The organism is Dyella japonica, assembly GCF_040545895.1.
Lineage (GTDB): Bacteria > Pseudomonadota > Gammaproteobacteria > Xanthomonadales > Rhodanobacteraceae > Dyella > Dyella japonica_D.
The window spans coordinates 436,378-462,784 of the sequence record NZ_JBEPMU010000004.1; the positions used below are offsets into that span (position 1 = coordinate 436,378).

A 26,407-nucleotide genomic window follows, 5' to 3' on the forward strand; every position below is an offset into this window, starting at 1 on the left:
GCGTTGCCGCTTTGACCGCCGGATGTCGCCGAAATTCAACACAATACGTAGGTTAGCCTGCGACGCTGCGCAGGCGGCGTCAATGTCGCATCAGCCCTTCTTGCCCAGCCATGTGCGCGGGTCCACGGGCTGGTTGTTCTGGCGCAGCTCGAAGTAGACGCCGGTATTGACGCCGGTGGGCGCGCTGGCCGTGCCCACGGCCTCACCCGCGGTGATCTGGTCGCCCACGCCGTGCAGGATGGTCTCGTTGTTGCCGTACATGCTCATCCAGCCGCTGCCGTGGCTCACGATGACCAGCATGCCGTAGCCGCGCAGGAAGGCCGCATAGACCACCCGGCCCGCCGCCACCGCGCGCACCTCGCTGCCGCCGGGCGCCTTGATCAGCACACCGTTACCGTAACTGTTGACCACGCCGGCCGCCGGCCAGGGCAGGTTGCCGCGGATATTGGCCAGGCCCTTGCCCGCGGGCGGCGCGGCCTTGCCTTCGTTGGCCTTGGCGGCGCGTTCGGCCTCGCGGGCGGCTTCATCGATGGCCTTCTGCAGCGTGGCCACCAGCGAGTTCAGCGAAGCCTCGTTCTGCTTCAGGGCCGCCAGCTTGCTGGCCTGGTCCTTGTATTGGGCATCGGTGTCGGCCACCAGCCTGGCTTGCGACGCGCGCTGCTGTTCCAGCGCCTTGGCCTGCGTTTCGCGTTCGGCCCGGGCGGCCTGCAAGGCCTGCTGCTGGGCGGTGATCTGGGTTTCCAGGTCCTGCAGCTTGGCCAGATCGCCCATCAGCGCCTGCACGCGGGCCACGCGGTCTTCCTGGAAATACTTCGAATAGGCCAGCGCCTGGGCGATGCGGGCCACGTCGTCGTCGCCCATCAGCAGGCGCAGGTCCGAGCCGCGACCCAGCGCATAGGTGGCGCGCAGCAGGTCGGCGATGGCGGCGCGCTGGCCTTCCAGGTTCTTCTGCAGCTCGGTGCGCTGGCTTTGCAGATCGGCCAGCTCCTTCTGCTTGGCGGAGAGCTGGGCATCGGTCTCGCGCACGGCCTTGGCAGCCCCGGCCACGGCGTTGGCCTGCTTGGCCAGTTCGGCGGTGGCGCTGTCGCGCTTGGCGGCGGTCTCGGCCTGCTCCTTGGCCAGCGCCTCCATCTTGCTGTGCACGTCCTGGAGCTTTTTCTGCGCCTCGGCCTGCTCGGCCTTGGTCTTGCTGTCCTGTACCGCCCAGGCGGGCTGGGCCGCAATGGCGACGGCGAGTGCACCGGTGATGGCGCAGGCAAGGGGGCGGGTACCGCGGAGTGGTATTGGCATCGGGCGATTATCACAGAGCCCGATGACGGCGCGCGAGCCGGTATGCGTCGCCTGCTGGTTCCGGTCATGAGTTCTTCATCGCAGCGTCAATGCGATCACTGGTATGCCCGAAGCATGGGAGATGGTGTGCCAGCGCTCGCTTACGAATGTGCGTGGCGACAACGACAGGCGCTGACGTGATCACTGGATGCATCGCACCACAACAATGCGTGTGTTGTCCTGCGGACAAAAAAGATTCCAACTGAAACTTTCATTTGGACGTAAAGATGTCTTTGACGCGACGCACCATATGTGGTTTAGTCGAGGTCACACTTATGGATGCGTGACAGCGGCGCCTTCGGCACCGTTGGGACGACGCGTCTCCAACCATCGGCCGGGGAGGCAAGATGGCGCAGGCAGTACCAGCGACGCTTTACGACGCTGCGTTCGAGCACGACAGCTGCGGTTTCGGTCTGGTCGCACAGATCGACGGTCGCGCGAGCGCATGGGTAGTGGATACCGCCTTCAGCGCGCTCGCCAAACTTTCCCATCGTGGCGGCGTGAATGCCGATGGCGTGAGTGGCGACGGCTGCGGCGTGCTCTTCCATCGTCCGCTGGTATGGCTCAAGGCCCTCGCGGATGACGCGGGCATTGCACTGGGTGAGCGTTTCGCGGCGGGCGTGGTGTTTCTCGATCCGCATGGCGACGACTCGGCCGCGGCGGCACTGGAACAGCATCTGCGCGAAGAAGGCCTGCACGTGGCTGGCTGGCGCGATGTCGACGTGAATGCCGATGCCTGCGGCCCGCTTGCGGCGGCTGCCAGGCCGCGCGTGCGCCAGGTATTCGTGGAGCCCGCGGCGTCGATGGACGATGGCGTGTTCGAGCGCGCATTGTTCCGCGCGCGCCGCCGCGCTGAAACCGCGCTCGTGGCCGATGATCATTTCTACGTGGTCACGTTGTCCGCGCAGGTCGTGGGCTACAAGGCCATGGCCGCGCCGGGCCGGCTGCGCGAGGTGTTCGTCGATCTCGCGCATCCCGCCTTGAGCGCCGACGCCGTGGTGTTCCATCAACGCTTCTCCACCAACACCACGCCGCAGTGGCGCCTGGCGCAGCCGTTCCGCCTGCTGGCGCACAACGGCGAGATCAACACCATTCGCGCCAATCGTCGCTGGATGCAATCGCGCGAATCGATCCTGCATTCGCCGCTGGTCGATCTGTCCGACATCGGTCCGCTGGTGCGCCAGACGGGATCGGATTCCGAAAGCCTCGACAACGCGCTGGAAGTGCTGATTGCCGGCGGCCTCGACCTGCTTGCGGCGATGCGCGTGCTGGTGCCACCGGCGTTCGCGGCGCGCGAAGGCATCGACGAGGATCTCGCCGCGTTCTACGAGTACTACGCGCTGCACAGCGAGCCGTGGGATGGCCCGGCCGGCCTGGTGATGTGCGATGGCCACTACGCCGCCTGCACGCTCGACCGCAACGGCCTGCGTCCCGCGCGCTGGGCGCTGTCGGCCGACAACCATCTCATCGTCGCCTCCGAAGCGGGTCTGTGGGACGTGCCGTCCTCGCAGGTCATCGCCAAGGGCCGGCTCGCGCCGGGCGAAATGATCGCGGTGGATCTGCAACAGCATCGCCTGTTGCGCGACGCCGACATCGACGACATCAACCGCAAGCGCGCGCCGTTCCGCGACTGGCTGCGCGCGGGCGTGAGTTATCTGGAATCGGATCTGATCGATCCGTCGCTCGCCGCCGAACCGCTGCCGGCGGATGAACTGCGCCGCTACCAGAAGCTCTACGGCCTCTCGCGCGAAGAACGCGAAACCGTGCTCAAGGCCATGGTGGAGCTGGAACAGGAAGCCACCGGTTCGATGGGCGACGACACGCCCATCGCCGCCATGTCGCGCCAGGTGCGTCCGCTGTTCGATCGCTTCCGCCAGGGCTTTGCGCAGGTGACGAATCCGCCGATCGATCCGCTGCGCGAAAAGCTGGTGATGTCGCTGGTGACCCAGATCGGTCCCGAAAGCAATGTGTTCGACCTCACGCCGGAAAACGCCAAACAGATCCTGATCAACTCGCCGGTGCTCTCGCAGCGCAAGTTGCGCCAGCTGCTGGGCGTCCCGCAATTCGTCGGCACGCCGCGCTTCGACCTGATGTATGCGCCCGAGGAAGGTCTGGAGGCGGCGCTGCGTCGCCTCTGCAGTGAGGTGGAGCAGGCAGTGCGCGACGGTTGCCAGCTGGTGTTCCTCAGCGACCGCTATCCGCAGAAGGATCTGCTGCCCATCCATTCGCTGCTGGCGGTGGGCGCGGTGCATGCGCATCTGATCGACAAGGCATTGCGCTGCCAGTGCAACATCCTGGTGGAGACCGCCACGCCGCGTGATCCGCATCAGTTCGCCTGCCTGCTCGGCTTCGGTGCCACCGCGATCTATCCCTGGCTGGCGTACCAGAGCCTGTTCGAGCTGGGCCGCGAAGGCCATATCGCCAGCGATCGCTTCGAGATCGGTCGCAGCTATCGTCGCGGCATCCGCAAGGGCTTGTTGAAGATCCTGTCGAAGATGGGCATCTCCACCGTGGCGGGTTATCGCGGCGCACAGCTGTTCGAGATCGTCGGCCTCGCGCCGAGCGTGGTGGAACTTTGTTTTCCCGGTACGCCCTCGCGCATCGGCGGCGCCGGCTTCGTCGAGCTCGAGCACGATCAACAGATACTCGCCGCCGAAGCGTGGAGCGATGCCTCGCCCTTGCGCGCAGGCGGCCTGTACAAGTTCGTCTACGGCGGCGAATACCACATGTACAACCCGGACGTGATCGGCACCTTGCAGAAGGCCGTGCGCACGGGTAACCAGGGCGACTATCGCGCCTACGCGAACTTCGTCGACCATCGTCCGCCCTCAGCGCTGCGCGACCTGTTGTCGCCGCGTCCGCTGGGCGAGGCCATTCCCATCGAGGAAGTGGAGTCCGCGCAGAGCGTGCTGCGTCGCTTCGATTCGGCAGGCATGTCGCTGGGCGCGCTGTCGCCCGAAGCGCACGAAGCGCTGGCGATTGCGATGAACCGTCTCGGTGCGCGCAGCAATTCCGGCGAAGGTGGTGAAGACCCCGCGCGCTACGGCACCGAGAAGATGTCGAAGATCAAGCAGGTCGCCTCCGGCCGCTTCGGCGTCACGCCGCAATATCTTGTCAACGCGGAAGTGCTGCAGATCAAGATTGCGCAGGGCGCCAAGCCGGGCGAGGGCGGGCAATTGCCCGGCCACAAGGTGGACAGCACCATCGCGCGGCTGCGTTACGCCAAGCCCGGCATCGGCCTCATCTCGCCGCCGCCGCATCACGACATTTATTCCATCGAAGATCTCGCCGAGTTGATCCACGACCTCAAGGAAGTGAATCCCGACGCGCTGGTCTCGGTGAAGCTGGTCAGCCATGCCGGCGTGGGCACGGTGGCGGCCGGCGTGGTGAAGGCGGGCGCGGATCTCATCACGGTCAGCGGCCACGATGGCGGCACCGGCGCGAGCCCGCTCACCTCGATCAAGTACGCGGGCACGCCGTGGGAGCTGGGCCTGGCGGAAACGCAGCAGACCCTGCGCCGCAACGACCTGCGCGGTCGCGTGCGCCTGCAGACCGATGGTGGCCTGAAGACGGGCCTCGATGTGATCAAGGCCGCGATGCTGGGCGCCGAGAGCTTCGGCTTCGGCACCGGCCCGATGGTGGCGCTGGGCTGCAAGTACCTGCGCATCTGCCATCTCAACAATTGCGCCACCGGCGTGGCCACGCAGCATGCTGTGCTGCGCAAGGAACACTTCATCGGTCTGCCCGAGATGGTGATGAACTACTTCGGCTTCCTCGCCGAGGACGTGCGCGCGCACCTGGCCAGGCTGGGAGCACGCAGCCTCGACGAGATCATCGGCCGCGCCGACCTGCTGGAACAGGTAGAAGGCACCACGCCCGTGCAGCACAAGCTGGATCTGGCGCCACTGCTCGGATCAGGAGCGCTCGCCAGCAACGTCGATTTCGCCTGCACGCTGCCGCGCAATCCCATGCGTGACGATGCGGCGCTGGCGACGCGCATCCACGAAGCCACTCGCCATGCCGTGGTCAGCAAGACGGGCGGCGAATTCGCGTTCGAGATCGCCAATACCGATCGCGCCATCGGTGCGCGCCTCTCGGGTGAAGTGGCGCGTCGTTACGGCGACCACGGCATGGACGAAAGCCCCATCCTGCTCAAGCTGCGTGGTGCGGCCGGGCAAAGTCTCGGCGCGTGGAATGCGGGCGGCGTGCACATCGATCTGGTGGGCGAAGCAAACGACGGCGTGGGCAAGGGCATGGCAGGTGGCCGCATCGTGGTGCGTCCGCCGGCTGATTCGCCGTTTGCCAGCCACGAAGCGTCGATCATCGGCAACACCTGCCTGTATGGCGCCACCGACGGCGAGCTGTTTGCCGCGGGCCGCGCTGGCGAACGCTTTGCCGTGCGCAACTCCGGCGCGCTGGCCGTGGTGGAAGGCGCGGGCGATCACTGCTGCGAATACATGACCGGCGGCGTCGTCGCGGTACTCGGCAAGGTGGGCCTGAACTTCGGCGCGGGCATGACCGGCGGCTTTGCCTATGTGCTCGATATCGAGCGCACCTTCGTGGACTGCTACAACCACGAGCTGGTGGACATCCTGCGCATCTCGCCCGAAGGCATGGAGCACTACATGCAGCACCTGCGCTCGCTGGTGGTGCGGCACGTCGAATTGACAGGCAGTGATTGGGGCCGTCGCATCCTTTCCGACTTCCGCGGCCTGCAATACAAGTTCTGGCTGGTGAAACCGAAGGCGGCAAGCCTTTCCGCGCTCGCGGAAGAATTGAGGAGCGCGGCATGAGCGACAAGACCTTCCAGTTCCTCAACGTGCAGCGACAAACACCGCGCACGGTGCCGGTGTCGATCCGCGTGCTCGGCTACGGCGAGATCTCCGGCGACTTCGGTTCGCAGCAGGCCGGCACGCAGGCGGAGCGTTGCATCGATTGCGGCAACCCGTATTGCGAACACGAATGCCCGGTGCACAACTACATTCCGAACTGGCTGAAGCTGGTGCAGGAAGGTCGCCTGATGGAAGCGGCCACCTTGATGCACGAGACCAATCCGCTGCCGGAAATCTGCGGCCGTGTGTGTCCGCAGGATCGCCTGTGCGAGGGCGCGTGCACGCTGGAGCAGACCGCGTTCGGCGCGGTGACCATCGGCAGCATCGAGCGCTGGGTGACCGACGAAGCCTTGCGTCTGGGTTGGAAACCTGATCTTTCCGCGGTACTCGAGACAGGCAAGCGCGTGGCCATCATCGGTGCGGGCCCCGCGGGACTGGCCTGCGCGGATCGCCTGCGCCGCGCCGGCATCGCTGCCGATGTCTACGATCGTCAAAGCGAAATCGGCGGCCTGCTCACCTTCGGCATTCCGCCGTTCAAGCTCGACAAGGGCGTGGTGCGCACGCGTCGCCAGTTGCTGGAAGGCATGGGCGTGCGTTTCCTGCTCAACCGCGAGGTGGGCCGCGACATCGAATTCGGCCAGCTGCTGGACGAGTACGACGCCGTGTTCGTCGGCACCGGTGCCTACACCTATGTCGATGCGCAGCTGCCAGGGCGCGAGCTGCACGGCGTGCACGATGCGTTGCCGTTCCTCATCGCCAATACCGAACGCCTGCTGCGCGATGCGGCCGTGTCGCCGGCCTTCGACTTCCGCGGCAAGCACGTGGTGGTGCTGGGCGGCGGCGACACCGGCATGGACTGCAACCGCACCGCGATCCGCCTCGGCGCCGCCAGCGTCACCTGCGTGTATCGCCGCGACGAAGCGAACATGCCGGGCTCGGCGCGCGAGGTGAACTACAGCCGCGAAGAAGGCGTCAACTTCCTGTTCCAGCGACAGCCGCTGGAAATCCTCGGCGGCGCGCGCGGCAATGTGCGCGGCGTGCGCGTGGTGGAAACTGCGCTGGTCGACGACGGCACCGGGCGCCTGCGTCCGCAGAACGTGCCCGGCACGGAATACGTGATCGATGCCGACGTGGTGATCCAGTCGTTCGGCTTCCTGCCCAGCCCGCCGGATTGGCTGCGTTCGCACGGCGTGGCGCTGGACAGGACAGGTCGCGTGATCACCGGCGCGAAAGGCGCGCTTCCGTTGCAAACCAGCCATCCGCAAATTTTTGCCGGTGGCGACAACGTGCGCGGCGCCGACCTCGTCGTGCGCGCCGTATACGACGGCCGTGAGGCTGCCGCGTCGATCGTGCAGATGTTGCAAGCGGTCGACGCACCGGCCCTCGCACACGCCTGAGTTACCGCATCAACGTCCGATGGCCGTGGCTGTAGCGCAGCGTCACAAGGCAGTGCGACACTGCGCGACGACGTTTTCACGGAGCATCACTCATGCGTCTCGGCCTCGCCGCCAACCAGCTTCACCACGCCCATGCCAACGCCGCGTTGTTTCGCTGGCTGCACGAGTGCGAGGTAGGCATACGCGAACTGGAACTGGGGCTGCACGCGGTCGGGCGTACTTACGATGCCATTCACCGCGCCGGTTATCTGGATCGCTATCTGCCGCTGCGTCGCTATCCCTATGGCCGCGAAGGCGGCCTGATGAAGCTGGTGGCCGAAGTGGTGGGGCTCGGTGACGACCGCGTGCTCGATGGCGCCATCTATCTGATCGATCCGGTGGACCCTTCGTCGATTTTCCCGGAGGCCATTGCGCTCAAGCGCCAGTGCGTGATCCACGGCAAGCCCTTCATCTCCACGGTGGCCACGGCGCGTGACTGGATCGAGATGGAGCGCATCCATGCGGGCTTCGCACCGGATCCTGGCGCCAACCTCTTCCACGATCTCGAATCGCAAACGCTGGCCCTGATTGCGCATGACGCCATGAAGCCGCAGATGCTGGCCTACGCCGCTGAGCACTTCGATGTGTTGTCGCGTTTCGCGCAACGCGTGGGTACGGGCACCACCGGCCAGCGCCTCAACGAGCTGGCGTGGAGTCGCGGCTGGCCCCTGGACCAGCCGTGGGTGGAGCGTTACCAGAGCGGCCCGATGGGTGGCGACGCGCAGATTGCCGATCTGGTGCTGGAACGTCGCTGCCAGCGCGCCATCTTCTTCGAAGACCCGCACGTGGCACGTCAGCATGAAGCCGACATCCAACTGCTGGAACGCGCGGTGACCACGCGCACCGACGACGCCGTGTGCATGACCACGCCCAAGGTCGCCGCGCGCTGGGCCGCTGCCGTCGTGCTGCGCGCAAAGGCCTGAGCGACGACGGTGGGTGCATACTGTGCACTTGCCGCGTCATAGCGCGCGCGTCGTCATCGTGGAGAACGCCTTCCCATGTGTGTGATTGCTTTTGCCTGGCACGCGCATCCGCGCTGGCGACTGGTGTTGATCGGCAACCGCGACGAATTCCACGCGCGTCCCAGCCTGCCGCTGGCGCGCTGGGACCAGCCGGCCATCATCGCCGGCAAGGATCTGGAAGCGGGCGGCACCTGGCTCGGCGTCACCGACGAGGGCCGCTGCAGCGTCGTCACCAATGTGCGCGATCCGCGCGATCCGCAGTTGGGACGTTCGCGTGGCCTGCTGTCGCTCGACTACCTGGCCGGCCATGAGGATGCGGTCACGCATGCCGAAACGTTGCTGCGCACGGCCGCCGACTATCGCCCGTTCAACCTGCTCACGTTCGATGCGACGCACGCTTTCTACATCGGTAATCGTCCCGATTCGCGCGCACAGCTGGTGGAACCGGGCGTGCACGGTCTCTCCAACGCCGACTTCAACACGCCCTGGCCGAAGACACGTGCGCTGATGGCGCATCTGCGCGACTGGATCGACGCGGGCCACGACGACGAATTCGCGCCGTTGTTCGCCGCGCTCGCCGACCCTCGCGGCTATCCCGACGATCAACTGCCAGATACGGGCGTGGGGCTGGAACGTGAGCGCTGGCTGTCGTCGGCCTTCATCCGCAGCGAGCGCTATGGCACGCGCGCGAGCACCGTCGTGGCCATCGGCCATGATGGGCGGGGCGTGGTGGTCGAGCGGCGCTTTGGGCCGAATGGTCACGAGGACGGCGAGACGGCCGTCCCGTTCTCGCCGGCAAGCGCCTAGTCGCCGGACTTCTCGGGAAACTCGCCGTCCACGTAGAACCAGCGGCCGTTCTCGCGCACGAAACTGCTGATTTCATGCATGCGCTGTGCCTTGCCGCCGCCGTAGCGCAGTCGCGCCACGAATTCCACGATGGCGCGGTCGCCGTCGCTTTCATGCCGCTTCACGGTGAGACCGAGCCAGCTGGGCGCGGGCTGCTGCGCACTGAGCTTGAGATGCGCCGGGCGCGTGCTGTGGTGCCAGGTGGCGAGCAGATAGTCCTCGCGCTTGAGCACATAGGCACTGTAACGCGAACGCATCAGTTGCTCGGCCGTGACGGCCGCCGCGCCTTCGTGCAGCAGGCCGCAGCAGCGTGCGTAGCCGTCGTTGTTGCCGCACGGGCAGGGAGTGAGCGTGTCGATGGCTTGAACGTAAGGGCGCATGGCGGGTCGCGGGCGCGGCAGGAGCGCCCTCTGATGCGCATCCTGACGCCATCGCGCCCAAAATGCCAATGGTTCGGCGGTTGGATTTAGCGCGTCCGCTGCCAGATCCGCAGGCGATTGTTGGCGGGCATGGCGATGTCGTCGACCAGGTCGAAACCGGCCGCTTCGGCCAGCGCATCCACCGCTTCGGCATCGCGGATGCGCATGTGCTCGCCGCGCGCCTGCAGCCAGTCGTCGAACGCCGCGTTGCTCTCGCTGGTGTAGTGGCCGTCGTAGTTGAACGGGCCGTAGATGGCGAGCTTCGCGTCGTCCGTCGTCACCCGCGCGAGATGGTTGAACAGGCGCTCCACCTCGGCCCAGCTCATGATATGCAAGGTGTTGGCGCTGAATACGGCGTCATAGCGTTCGGCAGGCCATGCGTCGCCCACGTCCAGCACAAACGGTGCCGGCGTGTTGGGCAGCGCGGCCTCGTCGAGCCATTGGCGGATACCGGGCAGGTACTCCGCGCGATCCGTGCACTGCCATTGCAGTTGCGGCATGGCCGCCGAGAAATACACCGCGTGTTGCCCCGTGCCGCTGCCGATCTCCAGCACTTGCCGGCGGTCGGCGAAATGCGTGCGCAACACTTCGAGAATGGGATCGCGGTTGCGCTCGCAAGACGGGGCGCTGGGTTTGTCCATTCAGGCGGGACGACCGCGCAACACGCGCGCGGGCAGCATCAGCATGGCGCCGAGGAAGGCGAATACCGCGCTCACGGTGATGCCCACCAGCCGGAACGGCAGCATCAGCAGCCACACGATGGGATACAGCACCAGCGCCAGCAGCGCGAGCGGCCAGCAGAACACCAGCAGCAACACCCAAAGCAGGAAGGCAACCATGGCCTCATCCTCAAGCCGAAAACACCACCACTCTAGCGCAGCCCTCCGTGGCAGCGTAGATGACTGATTTCACCCCATCGGATTCACGCCGATCAGCCACGCATGCAGCCACCCGGCGAACACCGCCCAGCCCACAATGCCAGCCACCACGGCGATGACATCGCCCTTGGCGGTGCCGACCGGATAAACCACGCCATCGGCGCGATCACGGCGCCGCGCACTGGCGAAATCCACGATGGCCCACAGCAGGAACGCGCCGAACAGCAGCACGTCGTGCAGCATGCCGGTGGCCAGCAGATGGCCGAACGCCCAGACCTTCACGGCGGCCAGCATGGGATGCCCAAGCTTCGCCTTGAGATGATTGCCGGGCACATATGCCGCGGCAACCAGCACGAACGCCAGCAAGGTGAAGGGTGCGTTGAGATGGCGCAAGCCCACCGGCGGCACATACAGCAACACCGGATGCTGGCGGGCGAGGCCAAAGCCCACCACGATCAGCACGAAGCCAATAATGGATACGACGGAGTACATTGTCTTCCAGCGCATCTCGCCGAGCCGTGCGCGTTGCTGCGTGCGCCAGCCGTTCGCAACGATGCGGATGGAATGAACGCCGAGGAACAGCACCAGACCGAGTATGAGCAGCGCCATGGAATCACCTAGACGGGCAGGGTGGGCCGATCATGGCACGCCGCGCGTCTCCGGGCATGCGCCGAGGATCAGTGCGCGCAGTAAGTTATGGACGTCCGGATGATTCCCGTACGCCGCCGGAAGAGTCAGTCGCGCGATGTCACGCAGGCAAGCAAGGCCTTGGCGCCTTCATGCAGCTCGATGGGGCTGGTGTCCGGCCGCCATGCATCGCCTGCGTTGAGCGGCCCGTCGAGCGTATCGGCCGTGCCCTGCGCGAGATAGAGCAGCACGCCATCCGCCGGCATTACGTGGCTGCCGGGTCCGGTCAGTACGTCGACACGGCCCATGGCCTGGGTGCGACGCACCATCAGGTTGAAGTCGCGCGTGGCGCCGCCCTCCATTTCCACGTCCACCCATGCCTCGCCCGGAAACGCGAACGGCACTAGCGGCATGGTAAGCGCGTGTCGCTGCTCGCCATCGAGCGTCATGATGAAGCCGCCGCCATCGAGCAGCACGATCTGGCGGTCGATGCCGGGAAAGGTGGAGAACGGCGACGCGCTGTTCACCTCGGCCACGCTGATGCTCCACACGAAGTCGTCATTGCCGGCATCGGTCGGAAAGCGTGCGATTTCGCGCGTGATGCCCATGCCGTTCTTCCATGGCTGCGGCTGCATGTCCGACGCGCGAAGGATGCGGCTCATGCGACTTTCTCGATGACGCGCGTGAACGGCGGCAGCGCCTTGAGCATGCGTTCGCCGTAGCGCTTGAGCACCACCCGGCGATCGAGCAGCACGATGCGGCCACGGTCGGTTTCGGTGCGGATCAGTCGGCCGCAATATTGCGTGAGCAGTCGCGTGGCTTCGGGCACGGTCACTTCGATGAAGGGATTGCGCCCGCGCGATTCCAGCCATTCCGCATACGTTGCGCCGACGGGATCGGTGGGCACGGCAAACGGCAGCTGGGTGATGACCACGGTCTCGCACAGCTTGCCTGGCAGGTCGAGGCCTTCGCCGAACGAGGCCAGGCCAAACAGCGTGCTGCCCTTGCCGGCTTCCACGTCGACGATGTGTTCTGCCACCAACTGCGCCTTGCCCAGCGAGCCTTGCGCGCGCACCTTGCGCACGTGTTCGATGGGAAGCTTTTGCAGCACGCGGTCGAGCTTCACGCGCGAGGTGAACAGCACGAGGTTGCCCGCGTTCCAGTCGAGATTGTCGGCGAGCCAGTCGCAGATTTCCTGCACGTGTTCTTCGCGTGCATCGGGCAGCGAACGCATGGCCGGCACTTCCAGACGAGCCTGCGTGGCCAGGTCGAACGGCGAAGGCAGGCTCAGCGTCACCGATTCATCGGGCAGGCCCACGGCGTCGGCAAAACCGCGGAAATTGCCGCCCGCGCTCAACGTGGCCGAGGTCATCACCACGGCGCTCGCGTTGCCCCAGAGAATGCTGCGCAGCAGGCCGCCCGCGGATACGGAAGACGCATGGCAGATCAATTGCTGGTCGTTGCTCATCGTCACCCAGCGCGCGAGCGGCGGCGTGTTGTCGCCATCGGTGGCCGACCACGCGCGCCACGTGCGCACCTGGCGGTCGATGCGTTCCAGCGCCATGCCCAGTTCGCGCGACAGTGCTTCGTGCGTGGGCCCTGTCTCGGTCATTTCCAGCACGGCGCGACGCACCGCGCCGATCCAGCGTTCCACTTCGCCGGTGAATACGTACAGCGCCCGCGCGTGCTCCACCCAGGCGTCGGGCAGCTGGCCCAGCGAGCCGCGATACATCGGTTCCTGGTCGTCGGGCGAGGGCAGCCAGCTCAGGCGGATCTCCCGCTCCAGTTCTTCCAGGCCGTTGCTCAGCTCCTGCAATTTCTGATCGCCTGCATCGAGCGACAGCTTGCCGATCACTTCCTTGTCAGTGAGCGAATAGGCGGCGTGAACCTGGCGGCCAAGGCGACTCAACTGGCGCACGGCCGTGCTCATGTAGACCTCGGCGGCGCCGCGGTCGATCGCCTTCGATGGCACATGGTGGCCTTCGTCGAAGATGTAGAGCGTTTCGTCCGGCTTGGGCAGGATTACGCCGCCGAAGCCGTCTTCCTCGCGCGGCATGGTGAGATCGGCCAGCACCAGATCCTGGTTCGCCACGATGATGTCCGCATCGCCGACTGCGCGACGCGCGGCAAAGAACGGGCACTGCATGAAATGCGCGCACTTGCGGCTGGTGCAGCCGCCGGCGCTGGTGGTGATCATCGGGCGCAGCACGTCGCTGATCGGCTCGGGCGCCGAGTCGATGTCGCCATCCCATTCGTGGCGATCGAACAGGTCCGCGAGCTTGGACAAGGCTTTCTTGTCGCGTTCCTGCGGCGGCTTGGTCCACAGCGCGAGATCCGCATCGAACCCCAGGCCCATCTGCGAGGTTTCGTTGAGGCTGTTGCTGGCCATCGCCAGGTTGCGCGGGCACAGGTAGCGACCACGGCCCTTGGCCAGCGCCACCTTCGCCTCGGTGCCGTTGAGCTTGAGATAGAGCGGAATGTCGCGCTGGACCAGCTGTTCCTGCAGCGCGACGGTGGCAGTGGCGATCAGCAGCTTCTTCTTCTGCGCCCGCGCCACCTCGACGCCGGCGATGAGGTACGCCATCGACTTGCCGGTGCCCGTGGGCGCCTCGATCACCGCGGCACCGCCCTCCTGCGCCAGCGCCTTGGCCACCTCGGCGATCATCTTTCCTTGCGACGCACGCGCGCGGAAGCCGGGCAGGCCATCCTTGAGGCGCGTATAGGCGGCGCGGATCGCGTCTTTGGTGGTATCGGTCAGCATCTGGCGGGTCGGGCGCGAATCGGCGCGTCGGACGCGTATTCTCGCACGCCCGCCCCGACCCTGCCCGAACCACGCCTCAGCCGGCGCTGCCGTTGATGCTCAGCGCCACCGCCTCGGCCACGCGAATGCCATCCACGGCAGCCGAGAGAATACCGCCCGCGTAACCGGCGCCTTCGCCGGCGGGGAACAGACCGCGCGTGTTGAGGCTCTGGTAGTCCTCGCCGCGACGGATGCGCACGGGCGAGGAGGTGCGCGTTTCCACGCCGGTGAGCACGGCGTCGTGCATGGCGAAGCCCTTGATCTGGCGATCGAACGCCGGCAGTGCTTCGCGGATGGCCTCGATGGCGTAATCGGGCAAGGCAGGCGCCAGATCGGTGAGGTGCACGCCGGGCTTATACGAGGGTTGCACGTTGCCGAATGCGCTGGATGGCTTGCCCTTGATGAAATCGCCCACCAACTGGCCGGGTGCGCTGTAGTCGCGGCCGCCGAGTTCATAGGCGCGCGATTCGAGCGCGCGTTGCAGCGCGATGCCGGCGAGCGGGCTGCCGCTGTCGTCGAACGGCGCGAAGTCCTTCGGTTCGATGCCCACCACGATGGCCGCGTTCGCATTGCGCTCGTTGCGCGAGTACTGGCTCATGCCGTTGGTGACGACGCGCTCCGGTTCCGACGCTGCCGCCACCACCGTGCCGCCCGGGCACATGCAGAAGCTGTAGACCGAGCGGCCGTTCTTGCAGTGGTGCACGAGCTTGTAGTCGGCAGCACCGAGGATGGGATGACCGGCCTGCGAGCCGAAGCGCGCCTGGTCGATGATGGACTGCGGATGCTCCACGCGAAAGCCGATGGAGAACGGCTTCGCTTCCATGTACACGCCGCGGTCGTGCAGCATGAAGAAGGTGTCGCGCGCGCTGTGTCCCACGGCGAGCACCACATGGTCACTCAGCAGTTGTTCGCCGCTGGCCAGCACCACGCCGCGAAGCTGGCGCGTGCCATCGGGCGCGGTATCCACCAGCACATCGTCCACGCGTTGGGTGAAGCGGATCTCGCCGCCCAGCGCCTCGATGGTCTCGCGCATGTTTTCCACCATCGTCACCAGCCGGAACGTGCCGATGTGCGGCTTGCTGACGTAGAGGATCTCTTCGGGTGCGCCGGCCTTCACGAACTCGGTGAGCACCTTGCGGCCGTGGTGATGCGGATCGGAAATCTGGCTGTGCAGCTTGCCGTCGGAAAACGTACCGGCCCCGCCTTCGCCGAACTGCACGTTCGATTCGGGTTCAAGCTTGCGCTTGCGCCACAGGCCCCAGGTATCCACGGTGCGTTCGCGCACGGCCTTGCCGCGATCGAGGATGATCGGCCTGTAGCCCATCTGCGCGAGCAGCAGGCCGGCGAACAGGCCACAGGGGCCCAGGCCAATCACGATGGGGCGCTGTTTCAGATCGGTGGGCGCCTGCGCCACGAAGCGGTAACTCGTGTCGGGCGAGGGCTGCACGTGCTTGTCGTCGGCGTGGCGCTTGAGCAGGCCGGCTTCGTCGGCCACTTCCACGTCAAGCGTGTAGATCAGCTGGATGTTGCCGCGCTTGCGCGCGTCATAGCCGCGACGGAATACCGAGTAGCCGCGCAAACCATCCTTGCCCAGGCCCAGCTTGGCGCGGATGGCGGCTTCGACGGCGCCGTCGGCGTGGTCGAGCGGAAGCTTGATGTCGGTGAGTCGGATCATGCGGCGGGGCGTTCAGGCGGTAGCGAACGGCTATTTTCGCATGTCCGGGCCGCCGGGGCCGAAAGGGCGTGCGCTGCACGCCCTGGGGTGCTGGAAATCAGGCCTCGGCCGCGATCTGCCGCAGCGTCTGCTCGAACACTTCCGGCGGCTGGCCGCCCTGCACCAGGTATTGGTCGTTGATGATCACCGACGGCACGGCGCGGATGCCCTGCGACTGGTAGAACTGTTCCTGCGCGCGCACGTCCTGCGCGTAGCGGTCTTCGTCCAGCACGCGGCGGGCTTCGGCGGCGTCCAGGCCCACCGAGGCGGCCACATCCACCAGCACGTTGCGCGAACTCACGTCGCGGCCGTCGGTGAAGTACGCGGCCAGCAGCGCCTGCTTCAGTTCGGCCTGGCGGCTTTCGAGCGCGGCCCAGTGCAGCAGACGGTGCGCATCGAAGGTGTTCACGATGCGGTTGCGCTTATCCATGTTGAAGGTGAAACCAAGCGCGGCGCCGCGCTCGCGGATGGCTTCCTGGTTCTGCTTGATCTGCGCTGGCGAGCTGCCGTACTTGTGCGCGATGTGCTCGATGATGTCCTCGCCCTCGGGCGCCATCTGCGGGTTCAGCTCGAACGGCTGGAAATGCAGTTCCACGGCCACGTCGTCGCCCAGCTTCGCCAGCGCCTGTTCCAGCGATTTGAGGCCGACGGCGCACCACGGGCACACCACGTCGGAGACGAAGTCGATCTTGATGGGGGTAGCAGTGGCCACGGGGAGTCCTCGATGCGATTTCCGCTACATGGGAGCGGGCCGCGCGCCAATCAAGTGCCGGCGTGGCCGGCCCGGTGGTGAAGCCGGGGTATTGCGTCGCAAGTTCGTTCTGGTGCCCGTGTGCTGCATGAAACGAAAGGGGCCGCGCCGGCACAACGTGCCCTGCGCGGCCCCTGCTTTGCGGTATGGCTTACGGCTTGCCGATGAAATCCATCTTGCCGAGTTCCGCACCGGCTTCGCGCAGGATCGCGTACGCAATGGTGCAGTGGAAGAACACGTTCGGGATCACGAAGTGCAGCAGGTAGCCTTCGCCTTCGAAGTGCTGTTCGCCCGAGCGCATCTTCAGCGTGATGGCGCGCGTTTCGCTGCCATCGATCTGCTCGGCCTTGAAGCTCTTGATGTAGTCGATGGCGCGCTCGATGCGTGCATGCAGTTCGGCGAAAGTGGTCTCGTTGTCTTCGAACTTCAACGGATCCACGCCAGCCAGGCGGGCGCAGGCGTTCTTGGCCATGTCGGTGGCGATCTGCACCTGGCTGGTCAACGGCAGCATGTCGGCGGTGAGACGCGCCTGCAGCAGCAGGGACGGCTCGAACTTGCGGGCCTGCGCATGCGCTTCGCCCTTACGCAGCACGTGTTGCAGGTTGCTCAGCGCGCGCAGGAAAACAGGAACGGAAGCCTGGTACATCGACAATGTCATGGGGAATGCTCCGGTGGTTCTGAGGGAGTGATGGTGGCTTGCAAAGGGACGACCGAGGACGGTTCGACCGGAATGGTGTGAGGCACGGCTTCCTCGCCCTTGGCGAGATCCTGCACGTGTCGCGTGGCGCGCAACGCGATCACGGTACCGATGGCGAGCAGCACCGCCGACAGCACGAAGGCCAGGCCGGGCAGGTGATACGGCGACATCGGCGAAATCGAGAACGAGAACACCTGCGCGAACAGGAACGGACCGAAGATGCCCGCAAAACTCGCCAGGCTGCTGATGGCGCCCTGCAGGCGACCTTGCTCGGCCGCGTCCACTTCGTGCGTCATCAGCGACTGGATCGGCGGCTGCGAGAGTCCCCACAGCGCCATCAGCGGAATGCCGAGCAAGAATGCAAAGCCTGTATCGGCCAGACCCATCACCAGGAACGAGCCGATACCGCACAGCATGCCGCCCAGCATCAGTCGGCGCTCGCCGAAGCGCGGTGCGAGGCGTCGCGTGAGCACCGCCTGCACGAAGCCGTCGCAGGCGCCCACCAGCATCAGCACATAGCCCACGGCCTGCGGGCCCCAGTGGTAGCGGTAGTCCGCGTAGAGCACGAAGGTCGTCTGCAGCACGTAGTGCGCGAGATACACCAGGAACATCACCACGGCGAGCCGCATCACCAGCGGATAGCGCGCCAGCAGTTTCAGCGAGCCAAGCGGGTGCGCGCTGTGCATCTCGAAGCGCGGCGTGCGGCGTTCCTTCGGCAGCGATTCGGGCAACACGAACAAGCCGTAGAGAAAATTGCAGGCGGCCAGCGCACCAGCCACCCAGAACGGCAGGCGCAGATGGATGTCGCCGAGGAAGCCGCCCAGTCCCGGCCCGATGATGAAGCCCAAGCCGAATGCGCTGCCGAGGATGCCGTACGCCGCCGCGCGCTTTTCCTTGGGCGTGATGTCCGCAATGTACGCATTGGCGGTGGTGAAGCTGGCGGCCGTCATGCCCAGCACCACGCGCGCCACGAACAGCAGCCACAGCGTGGGCGCCATGGCGAGCACGAAAAAGTCGATGGCCAGGCCGGCGTTGGAAATCAGGATCACGGGCCGGCGACCGAAGCGATCGGACAGCGCACCCTGCACCGGCGAGAAGGCGAACTGCACGATGGCGAACACCGTGCTGAACACGCCCACCCACCACGCGGCGTTGGCGATGCCACCACCGGCCAGCTGCTCGATCAGATGCGGCAGCACCGGGATGACGATGCCGAATGCCAGCATGTCCAGCACCACGGTGACGAAGATGAACGCCAAAGCGGCTCGGCGACGTGGGTGGAGCTCGGGAGCGGAGGTCTGATCCATGGACGTGGCTGGCGGCGAGACGCGCACGATAGCCGATTACGTATGACCGCGTGTGTGCAGTGCGGAATAGTTCGCGGGCGGTCTTATCACTGCGGCGGCTGCGTCAGCTCGCGGGCGTCGAGGTAGCCGTCGTGATTGCGGTCCAGCTTGTGGAACTGCCGGCGCAGGTTGTCCTGGAACTGCTTGAGCGTGATCGGCTTGCCGTGGCCACCAGGGAGTTCGTCGGCTTCCAGCACGCCATCGCCATTGCTGTCGAGGCGATGGAAGCCCTCGCTGAGATGCGCCACGTACTCCGCTTCGCTCACCCGCCCGTCGCCATCGGTGTCGAACTCGCGCAGGTAGTCGGCCGGCGTGGATTGCGCCCAGGTGAGCAGCGGCACCAGGCAGGCACCGGCCAACACCATCAGGCGAACTGGCCGGCGCAGGATCATGCGGCTTCGGTCCGGCGACGCAGCACCGCGAGCGGTTGCGCCCAGGTCGCGCCAGGGCGGCGCTTGCTGGTGACCAGGGTGAGGTCGCTGGGCTGGAACACGTTGATGTTGTGCGTGGCCGGCGTGGTGAGGATGTACTGGGCGCGGGTGGATTTGAGGAACGCACCCACCTTGTCGATGTTGAAGATGTCCAGGTGCGCGAAGGGCTCGTCGATGAACACGAAGCCGCCGGGGCGGTCCTCGTCGCGCATCAGCGCCACCAGCAGCAACAGCGACTTCATCACCTGCTGGCCGCCCGAGGCTTCGCCGTCGTCCATGCCGATCCAGCCCTTCTTGTCGAACTCGAAGCGCACGTTGAGGCCGGCCTGCGCCAGCGCCAGGTCTTCGTTCACCAGTTCGGGCAGTTCCGTTTCCACGCCGATGCCGGCCAGGTCCGCCAGCACCTTCAGGTTGCGCGCATAGCGCTTGACCGTGTTGCGCAACACGTTGAGATAAGCGGCGCGCGCTTCGGTGGTGATGCGGCCGGCGCGCTCCAGGTGCACGCGGCGGCGCTGCAGATCGTCGCGCAGGCCTTCGTGGTCGTTGGCGTACTTGTCGCGCAGCGGCAGAACGCCGTCGTCGGTTTCCCAATGGCCTTCGTTGAGGCGGCGCTCGATGCGGTCGATCTCGCGGCGCACGGCGGCCGGCGATTCGTAGCGCTCGCGCAGTTCCAGCATGGCGCGACGCGAGCGATGCGCGGGACGCACGTGGCTGCGCTTGTGGCGGAAGGCCTTGAGGCGATCCACCTGCTCGTTGCGGAACTGCGCGAACTGGCGCGCGCTATCGGCCAGCTGCTGCTGCGCCTGCTTGTGTTCGCGCGCTTCGTTGTCGCGCTGGCGCGAGTTCTGCTGGCGCTTTTCGCGCACGCCTTCGTAATGCGCTTCGGCGGCGGCGTAGCTGTCGGCGCAGCGCTGCACGTCGTCCTGCAAGGCGGACTGTGCCTCGTGCGCGGCGGCGAATTCGTCGGCACGATCGGCCAGCTGGTTGCTGGCGTTGGCGCCGCGCAGCAGGCTTTCGGCGTCGCTGGCTTGTTCCTGGAAAGCCTTGCGTTTCTCGGCGATGGCGCGCAGCTGCTTCTCGATCTGCTGAAGGCGCTCCTCGCCCTCGCGCAACTGGCGCTCGCGCGCCGCGCTGCCGAAGTAGACATCATCCACGCCAAGATGGCGGCCACCGCGGCGTTCACGGAAATAGCCCTGCGGCGTGATCCAGTCCTGATCCTTGCCGAGCTTGGCGCCGTCGCTCACGTCTTCCACGCGGCGGATGCGGTCGAGCTGGCGCAGCAGCCATTCCGGTGCCGCCGCGGTGAAGTCCACCACTTCCAGCAGCGAACCGCGCGTGGGCGCGGTGGTGGGCGCGCGATCGGCCACCACGAAATGCTTGTAGCGATGCTCCTCGCCAAGACGCCACGCGGCCTCGCGATCACGCGGATGATCGAGCAGCACCACGTGGCGGAAGCCGGCGAGCACCGCTTCCACTGCGGCCTGCCAGCGCGGCTCGGTGATCTCCACGATCTCGCTGAGCATGCTGTGGCCGATGCCGGCATCATCCAGCGCACGACGGAACGATTGCTCGAACTCCGGCGTGTAGCGCTGGCCACGCCGCCACGCGCCGAGCTGCGCGGTGAGCGTGGACAGCTGCTCGCGCAGGCGTGCCTCGTCGTTCTGCAGGCGGCCGAGCTGGCTGCGCGCCTCGACGAGCTGCTTGCCTTGCTTCTCGTGATCGGCGCCGTCCTGTTCGGATACCAGCTTGCGCAGGTGTTGTTCCTGCTTGAGCAGGGTGGCGTTCTCGGTTTCAGCGCGGCGCGCATCATCGAGTTGTTGCTTGGCCTGCTGGCGAGCCTGGTCGGCCACGTGCTGTTCGCCGCGCAGCGATTCCTCGTTGGCATCGAGCGACTGCAGTCGCAACTGCAGGTCGACATCGCGTGCGGAAAGATCCCGGCATTTGCGCTTCAAGCCCAACAACTGCGGACGCGCGCCGCGAATGCCGGCATGCAGTTCAGCCAGTTCGGTGCGCGGCAGCGTCTCGGCCACGAGGTCGGCGTGTTCGCGCTTGAGCGCGTCCCACTCCTGCCACGAGCGCACGCGGCCTTCGGCTTCCTGCAGGCTCACGCCGATCAGCGAGAGCTGGTGTTCCAAGCCATGCAGTTCGCGATCGGCCTCGGCCTGTTCGTTGCGTGCGCGCTGGTAATCCTCCAGCACGGTCTTGTCGCCGAACACGTCGAACACCAGGTCCAGCAGCGCCTTCGGCGGCAGCTGGCACAGCTTGTCGGTGGCGCCCTGTTCCAGCGTGAGCACGCGGCGGATCGCCTGCGACAGGCCGGCGCCTTCCAACCGCACGCGGTATTCGCGCAGGCCAAGGAAATCGTTGCGCGCCTCGATCTCGTCCACGCTCACGTCGCCGCCCATCACGGCGTACTGGCGTTGCCATTCGCCGCCTTTCTTCTGGATGCGCACGGCCAGCGTCACTTCGCTGTCCATGATCGGGAAGAACGGACGCTCGCCGCGCGGCCCCGGCGTGTTGCCTACGCGGGCGCGCAGCCAGGCGAACGGTTTGCCGTTGTGGCGCAGGTAACTCTTGTAGTCGCGGTTGCCGGCGCAATCGATGGTGAGCAGCGTGCGCAGCGCGTCGAGCAGCGTGGTCTTGCCGGAGCCGTTGGGGCCCACCACGGTGACGATGTTGGTATCCAGCGGCAGGCTGAAACGCTGCCAGTAGTCCCAGTGGATGACTTCAAGGCTGCGGAAATCAAACATCGTGGATCACTTCGCTGTCTTCGGTTTCATCAGTGTCGTCATAAAGCGGTTCATCGTCGCTGCCGATGTCGTCGCGAGGCGTGAGCCCGGCGAGCAGGTCGCTCAGCGCGCCATCGAGGATGCGTCGCGCGGTGCGCTCGTAGTCGAACACCAGATCGAGCAGCGGACCTTCGGCCAGCTCGCCCTTGCGACGCACGATGAAACCGTGGCGTGAGAGCAGGCCGAGGTTGAAGTTCACGCGCGTCTTGCCGCCCAGCTTCTCGCCGAAGTCGGCCAGCAGCGTGCGTTCGGCCACGATGGGCGAGAGCGCTGCATCGCGCGAGATCGGCTTGCCCTCGGCGAACATCTGCGTCTGCGAGGCATCGGCTTCGGCCTGCTGTCGTTCCAGCTGGCGCTGGCGCTTGGGCAGCACGATCAGCGCCCACAGCACCACCAGCAGCGCGACGGCGTCGCGGTCCAGCTGCAAGGTGTTGGAGATCCAGCTGTCGCTGCCGCCGAACACGTGCTTTTCGTTGGCGCGCGCCACGGCGACGCCGATGAAGGCGGAGTAGGGATGCTCGCGCAGTTCCAGGCCCACCGCGGCGAGGCGGCGATCCAGTTCCTCACGGAACGCTTCGTCGAGCAAGGCCTTGCGCGCCTGCGCGTCGTCGCGCGGCAGCCAGCGTTGCGAGAGCAATCGCGCGACCAGCGCGGCAGTTTCGTCATGCATCGGTGTTCTTTTCCTTGCGAGGATGCAGGCGACCCGCGCTGACCAGCGCGATCGTCGCCAGGCCCGGATCGATCAGGCGCGGTTCGATTTCAAGCTTCAGCGGCAGGCGCGCGAGATCCGCCGTCGCGCCCTGCAACGCCGACGATTCGGGATCGCCGACCAGGCCAAGCAGCGAAAGGCGGTAGGCGCTCAGGGCGTAATCATTGCCGCGCAACGCATCGCTGAGTTCCAGCGGCGCCTGCAAAGCGGCGAGCTGTTCGTGCCATTCCAGCAACGGCGAAAGGTCTTCCTCGTCGATGGGCAGGTCGTGCGTGGTCGGCGTGCTTTCCGCGGTGGGCAAGGCATTGCTTTCGGCGGCGGCGCGTTCGCGTTCGAGCAGTTCGTATTCGGCCACGTCCAGCGCAATCTGGTCCTGCAGGAACGGCGGTTGCACCGGCAGCATGGCGGCTTCGTCCGCATGTTGCGCCAGTGCGTCGGGCGTGAGCGAGCGCAGCCACGCGACGAGGTCGGACGAAGAAAGCCCCGTGCGTCCCAAGTGCACGCGATGCTGGTCGATCTTGTTGAGTTCGCGCTGGAAGATGCCGGCCTGCCGCAGCAGCGCACTCTGCGCGCGACCCACGGCCTGCGCGAGGCGATGCGTGGTGGCGTCGAGGTCTTCACTGTCGGCAATGGCGCTGACGACTTCCGTGCCTTTTTCCACCCACGTCCACACGGAATCGAGGCGCTGCGCGGCGCGGCGAATGCGATGTTCGGAGCCCGACAGCACGGCGCGGTCGAAGTCTTCCTTCAGCTCCGACAGGCGCGACAGCAGATGCGCGAGTTCATCGGCGGACACGCGACCCACCGCTTGCCCGGCTGCGAGCTGCGCCGTGATGTAGCCGAGACCGTCCTCGTCGTCGCGCTCGAATTCGAGCAGCGTGGCGACGGCCGCGAGCGCCTTGCGGCCCAGCGGGCTCACGCGATAGCGCAGCGTTTCGTTGTCCCAGGTGAGCAGCTCGTGTTCCTTCAGGCGCTGCACCACCGTTTCCAGCTTCACCGGTTCGACGAAGGCGAGCTGGTCGCGGATTTCCGCCGGCGTCCATTCCGGCGCGTGGGCGCGTGCGCCCAGCGTGCGCAGCACCAGCAGGCGTAGCAGCACCTGCGTTTCGCTGCCATGGAACAGCGCGTTGAACGCGCGCAGCAGCGAGCGTCCGCGCAACAGCGGAAACACCGCCGGGAGATCCTCGGCGCTGATGCCTTCGCGCAATACGTCTTGCAGACGCTCGTCGGCGTCCGAACTGTCCAGCAGCTGCATCAGGGGCGCGTGCTCAGCGGCCTGCGCCATGGATGCCGATGAACTGGAGGAATTCCGAGCGCGTGCGAGCGTCGTCGCGGAACGCGCCCAGCATCTGGCTGGTGACCATCGATACGCCGCGCTTGTGCACGCCGCGCGTGGTCATGCATTCGTGGCTGGCATCGATCACCACGGCCACGCCGGCCGGGTGCAGGTTTTCCTGGATGCACTGCGCGATCTGCGCGGTGAGCTTTTCCTGCACCTGGAAGCGGCGCGCATAGGCGTCCACCACGCGGGCCAGCTTGCTGATGCCCACCACGCGGTTGGTCGGCAGATAGCCCACGTGGGCGCGGCCGATGATCGGCGCCATGTGGTGCTCGCAATGGCTTTCGAATTCGATGTCGCGCAGCACCACCATTTCGTCGTAGCCGGCCACTTCCTCGAAGGTGCGGCGCAGGTAGTCGCCCGGATCGGTGGCGTAGCCGGAGAACCAGTCCTTGTACGCCTTCACCACGCGCTTGGGCGTATCGAGCAGGCCTTCGCGGCTGGGATCTTCGCCCGACCAGCGCAGCAGCACGCGCACCGCTTCTTCGGCCTGTTCGCGGGTGACTTCGGTCGGTTCTTGACGCTCGCTCATGCGGGTTCCTTCGGGTACGCCTTACAGACGCATCAGTGTAACGCCCCCGTCAAGGTTTGACCCTGTGGATGCGGCACTCGCCAATGGGATCAGTGGCTTGCATGCCTGCATGACGGCCTGGGCGCCGGCAGATAGGCGTTCCTGCCGGCGCCGGCTAGACTCCGCGCACGCAATGACAGGGATGAGTTATGAAGCTCATACGTATCGCTTGGCTGTGCGGTTGGCTGCTGGCATGCACCGTCGGCACGGTGGCAGCGGAAGATGTCCGCAAGACGGCCGAGGCCGGCATGCTGGTGACCGGTTCCATCGAAGTGAATCCGGACGGCTCATTCCACGGTTACACGCTGGACCAGCCGGAAAAGCTGCCGCCGGTGGTGGTCAGCGTGATCGGCCAGACCCTGCCAACGTGGAAGTTCGATCTGTCCAATGCGGCCGCGGCCGTGGTGACGACGCGGATGAGCCTGCGCGTGGTAGCCAAGCCGATGGGCGAGGGCAATTTCCAGGTCGGCGTTCAGGGCGCAACGTTCGGTGGGCGGGACGCGCAGAACGGCCCGCGCGAGGATGTGGTCCATAGCAAGCAGATGGCACAGCCACACTATCCCCAAGCTGCCATTGCAGCCCGCGTAAGCGGTACAGCCTATCTCGTGCTGCGCGTCGGCCGGGACGGCACGGTACAGGACGTGATTGCAGAACAGGTGAACCTGGATCAGTACGGCACGCAGCCCGAGATGAAGCGCTACCGCAAGTGGCTCGCCGATGCCTCGCTCGACGTCGCCCGTCATTGGACTTTCAATGTGCCAAGCAGGGGCTCTCAAGTGAATGACCCGTTCTGGGTCATTCGCGTACCGGTGAATTTCAGTCTCGGCACCATGGGCACCCGGCCGGCCGAAACGCCCTATGGAAGCTGGCATGCCTATATTCCGGGACCGCGTGAGACACCGCCGTGGATCAGCAAGACGCTCGCCAACGAATCGCCGGATGCGTTGCCCGACGGCGCCGTGGGCGGCGGCGACGCGCGACTGCGACTGGTCACGCCGCTCAGCGGCGCTTGACGCCCGGCGTTACGCCACCGAACGGAACAGCGTCACGCGGCCAGCATCCGGTTCGCTGGCCGCACGCAACCACGGCTCGCTCGCCACGGCCGGCGTGCACGGCCCTAGCGTGGCGACGCGGATGCTGCGTCGGCGGGCTTCGTCGTGGAGCCGGTCGAGCATGTGCCGGAGCATGTCGCCGGTGAACGGCGTATAGAGATAGAACACCGTGCCGCGCGAGATATCGGCCTCGCGTGCGTCCTGCGCGAGGAAGGTGGCGCGCTCGATGCGCAGCGTTTCCGCAGCGCGGCGCGCGCTGGCCACGTACGCTTCTTCGCGTTCGATGCCGCAAGCCTTCGCATCCGTGCAGATCGACACGAGCAAGGGCACGTGGCCCATGCCGGAACCCAGGTCGACCAGCACATCATCGCGGCCAAGCCGTGCGCGATGAATCAGGTCGAGCACATGACGCACCGGCGTGGGCTGGTAGAACACCATCTCGGCTTCCAGCGCAGCGACGGAATCGGGCTCATCGAGCGACAGCACGTCGCCGATCAGCGCGTCGAGATGATCGTAGCCCCACGGTTCGCGCAGATCGTCGTGATGCAGCCAGCCGCGCAGCGCATGCGCGCCGGCACCTTGCATGATGGCGTGGCGGATGCCCTCGCACAGGCGTTGCTGGACGTCGGCAAGGACGCCAAGACGTTCGCGTGCGCGACGACGCAAGGTGTTGAAGACCGCACCCGCGGCGGGTGATTCCGCCTGTGGCTCGTGCAGCAGCACATCTTCCAGCCTGTCCATCGCCCGGATGCGCTCGCGCAGCTGCTCCGGCCGCTCCAGCGACCGGTCTCGCTCCACTTCGCAGACGAGGCTATGCAAGGCTTCCAGCATGACGTGACGAGATCCACTGAGGCGCAGCAGGGCTTGGATGTTGTCATG

At 66.2% G+C, this 26,407-nt stretch carries 22 protein-coding genes; 5 read left to right on the forward strand and 17 right to left on the reverse strand.

Annotated elements, in window-relative coordinates; all coding sequences use genetic code 11:
• Positions 1-90 precede the first annotated feature (90 nt).
• Positions 91-1,290, reverse strand: coding sequence for a murein hydrolase activator EnvC family protein (locus ABIC75_RS15270; protein WP_354014735.1), 1,200 nt, complete (start codon positions 1,288-1,290; stop codon positions 91-93).
• 386 nt (positions 1,291-1,676) lie between these two features.
• On the opposite strand from ABIC75_RS15270, the gene gltB reads away from it, so the two are divergent.
• From gltB to ABIC75_RS15290, 4 genes are all read left to right on the forward strand, one after another.
• Positions 1,677-6,122: a glutamate synthase large subunit gene (gltB, locus tag ABIC75_RS15275; RefSeq protein ID WP_354014736.1), complete on the forward strand. Its 4,446-nt coding sequence runs from the start codon at positions 1,677-1,679 to the stop codon at positions 6,120-6,122.
• Positions 6,119-7,558, forward strand: a complete 1,440-nt coding sequence (locus ABIC75_RS15280; protein ID WP_354014737.1) for an FAD-dependent oxidoreductase — start codon at positions 6,119-6,121, stop codon at positions 7,556-7,558. The genes gltB and ABIC75_RS15280 overlap by 4 nt, the downstream gene beginning before the upstream one ends.
• Before the next feature lie 92 nt (positions 7,559-7,650).
• The gene (locus tag ABIC75_RS15285; protein ID WP_354014738.1) at positions 7,651-8,520 is read left to right on the forward strand and encodes a methylglyoxal synthase; all 870 of its coding nucleotides are present in this window, start codon (positions 7,651-7,653) and stop codon (positions 8,518-8,520) included.
• Between the two features lie 75 nt (positions 8,521-8,595).
• Complete coding sequence (locus ABIC75_RS15290) at positions 8,596-9,366, forward strand: NRDE family protein (RefSeq protein WP_354014739.1); 771 nt, start codon at positions 8,596-8,598, stop codon at positions 9,364-9,366.
• Here the strand turns inward: ABIC75_RS15290 and ABIC75_RS15295 are convergent.
• The 15 genes from ABIC75_RS15295 to folE form a co-directional block, all read right to left on the reverse strand.
• On the reverse strand, positions 9,363-9,785 hold the full coding sequence (locus ABIC75_RS15295; protein ID WP_354014740.1) for a YchJ family protein: 423 nt from the start codon (positions 9,783-9,785) through the stop codon (positions 9,363-9,365). The two genes, ABIC75_RS15290 and ABIC75_RS15295, sit on opposite strands and share 4 nt — an antisense overlap.
• Positions 9,786-9,871: 86 nt before the next feature.
• Complete coding sequence (locus ABIC75_RS15300) at positions 9,872-10,465, reverse strand: DUF938 domain-containing protein (protein ID WP_354014741.1); 594 nt, start codon at positions 10,463-10,465, stop codon at positions 9,872-9,874.
• Positions 10,466-10,663, reverse strand: coding sequence for a hypothetical protein (locus tag ABIC75_RS15305; RefSeq protein ID WP_354014742.1), 198 nt, complete (start codon positions 10,661-10,663; stop codon positions 10,466-10,468).
• Between the two features lie 69 nt (positions 10,664-10,732).
• Positions 10,733-11,311 carry an NnrU family protein gene (locus ABIC75_RS15310; protein WP_354014743.1) on the reverse strand — a complete coding sequence of 193 codons (579 nt, stop codon included), beginning with the start codon at positions 11,309-11,311 and terminating at the stop codon, positions 10,733-10,735.
• Between the two features lie 125 nt (positions 11,312-11,436).
• Positions 11,437-11,991: a HutD/Ves family protein gene (locus tag ABIC75_RS15315; protein WP_354014744.1), complete on the reverse strand. Its 555-nt coding sequence runs from the start codon at positions 11,989-11,991 to the stop codon at positions 11,437-11,439.
• Positions 11,988-14,090: an ATP-dependent DNA helicase DinG gene (gene dinG, locus ABIC75_RS15320; protein WP_354014745.1), complete on the reverse strand. Its 2,103-nt coding sequence runs from the start codon at positions 14,088-14,090 to the stop codon at positions 11,988-11,990. The genes ABIC75_RS15315 and dinG overlap by 4 nt, the downstream gene beginning before the upstream one ends.
• Before the next feature lie 76 nt (positions 14,091-14,166).
• Positions 14,167-15,804, reverse strand: a complete 1,638-nt coding sequence (locus ABIC75_RS15325; protein ID WP_354014746.1) for an NAD(P)/FAD-dependent oxidoreductase — start codon at positions 15,802-15,804, stop codon at positions 14,167-14,169.
• A 97-nt stretch (positions 15,805-15,901) separates the two neighbouring features.
• Positions 15,902-16,555: a DsbA family oxidoreductase gene (locus ABIC75_RS15330; RefSeq protein WP_354014747.1), complete on the reverse strand. Its 654-nt coding sequence runs from the start codon at positions 16,553-16,555 to the stop codon at positions 15,902-15,904.
• Between the two features lie 190 nt (positions 16,556-16,745).
• On the reverse strand, positions 16,746-17,252 hold the full coding sequence (locus tag ABIC75_RS15335; RefSeq protein WP_354014748.1) for a DUF1993 domain-containing protein: 507 nt from the start codon (positions 17,250-17,252) through the stop codon (positions 16,746-16,748).
• Complete coding sequence (locus tag ABIC75_RS15340) at positions 17,249-18,598, reverse strand: TCR/Tet family MFS transporter (RefSeq protein WP_354014749.1); 1,350 nt, start codon at positions 18,596-18,598, stop codon at positions 17,249-17,251. The genes ABIC75_RS15335 and ABIC75_RS15340 overlap by 4 nt, the downstream gene beginning before the upstream one ends.
• 86 nt (positions 18,599-18,684) lie before the next feature.
• A complete protein-coding gene (locus ABIC75_RS15345) occupies positions 18,685-19,029 on the reverse strand; it encodes an EF-hand domain-containing protein (RefSeq protein WP_436407932.1) in 345 nt (114 codons plus the stop codon).
• The gene (locus ABIC75_RS15350; RefSeq protein WP_354014750.1) at positions 19,026-21,818 is read right to left on the reverse strand and encodes an AAA family ATPase; all 2,793 of its coding nucleotides are present in this window, start codon (positions 21,816-21,818) and stop codon (positions 19,026-19,028) included. Before ABIC75_RS15350 ends, ABIC75_RS15345 begins: the two co-directional genes overlap by 4 nt.
• Complete coding sequence (locus ABIC75_RS15355; protein ID WP_354014751.1) at positions 21,811-22,527, reverse strand: hypothetical protein; 717 nt, start codon at positions 22,525-22,527, stop codon at positions 21,811-21,813. The genes ABIC75_RS15350 and ABIC75_RS15355 overlap by 8 nt, the downstream gene beginning before the upstream one ends.
• Complete coding sequence (locus ABIC75_RS15360) at positions 22,520-23,851, reverse strand: hypothetical protein (RefSeq protein ID WP_354014752.1); 1,332 nt, start codon at positions 23,849-23,851, stop codon at positions 22,520-22,522. The genes ABIC75_RS15355 and ABIC75_RS15360 overlap by 8 nt, the downstream gene beginning before the upstream one ends.
• Positions 23,835-24,437: a GTP cyclohydrolase I FolE gene (gene folE, locus ABIC75_RS15365; protein WP_354014753.1), complete on the reverse strand. Its 603-nt coding sequence runs from the start codon at positions 24,435-24,437 to the stop codon at positions 23,835-23,837. The genes ABIC75_RS15360 and folE overlap by 17 nt, the downstream gene beginning before the upstream one ends.
• A gap of 188 nt (positions 24,438-24,625) precedes the next feature.
• Between folE and ABIC75_RS15370 the strand changes: the two genes are divergently transcribed.
• Positions 24,626-25,489, forward strand: coding sequence for an energy transducer TonB (locus ABIC75_RS15370; protein ID WP_354014754.1), 864 nt, complete (start codon positions 24,626-24,628; stop codon positions 25,487-25,489).
• Positions 25,490-25,498: 9 nt separating this feature from the next.
• Here ABIC75_RS15370 and ABIC75_RS15375 read toward each other — a convergent pair whose 3' ends face one another.
• Positions 25,499-26,359, reverse strand: coding sequence for a class I SAM-dependent methyltransferase (locus ABIC75_RS15375; RefSeq protein ID WP_354014755.1), 861 nt, complete (start codon positions 26,357-26,359; stop codon positions 25,499-25,501).
• Between the last annotated feature and the right edge of the window lie 48 nt (positions 26,360-26,407).